Here is a 248-nt window from a genome sequence, read left to right as displayed (position 1 = left end):
CTAACCTCTCCTCTTAACCTTCCAGCACCGGGCAGGTGTCAGCCCCTATACATCTCCTTTCGGATTAGCAGGGACCTGTGTTTTTGTTAAACAGTCGCCTGGACCATTTCTCTGCGGCTCTTCTTGCGAAGAGCGCCCCTTCTCCCGAAGTTACGGGGCTATTTTGCCGAGTTCCTTAACGAGGGTTTTCTCGCGCGCCTTAGGATTCTCACCCCATCTACCTGTGTCGGTTTACGGTACGGGCACCG

At 54.4% G+C, this 248-nt stretch carries 1 rRNA gene; it reads right to left on the bottom strand.

Annotated elements, in window-relative coordinates:
* Positions 1-248: ribosomal RNA gene (locus ACYQ3Q_RS28660) — 23S ribosomal RNA — on the bottom strand; the annotation flags it as partial.

The sequence above is a fragment of the Desulfosporosinus burensis genome, from assembly GCF_054657535.1.
The sequence above is the reverse complement of the archived record's forward strand: the minus strand, read 5'-3'. Positions and strand labels throughout refer to the sequence as shown.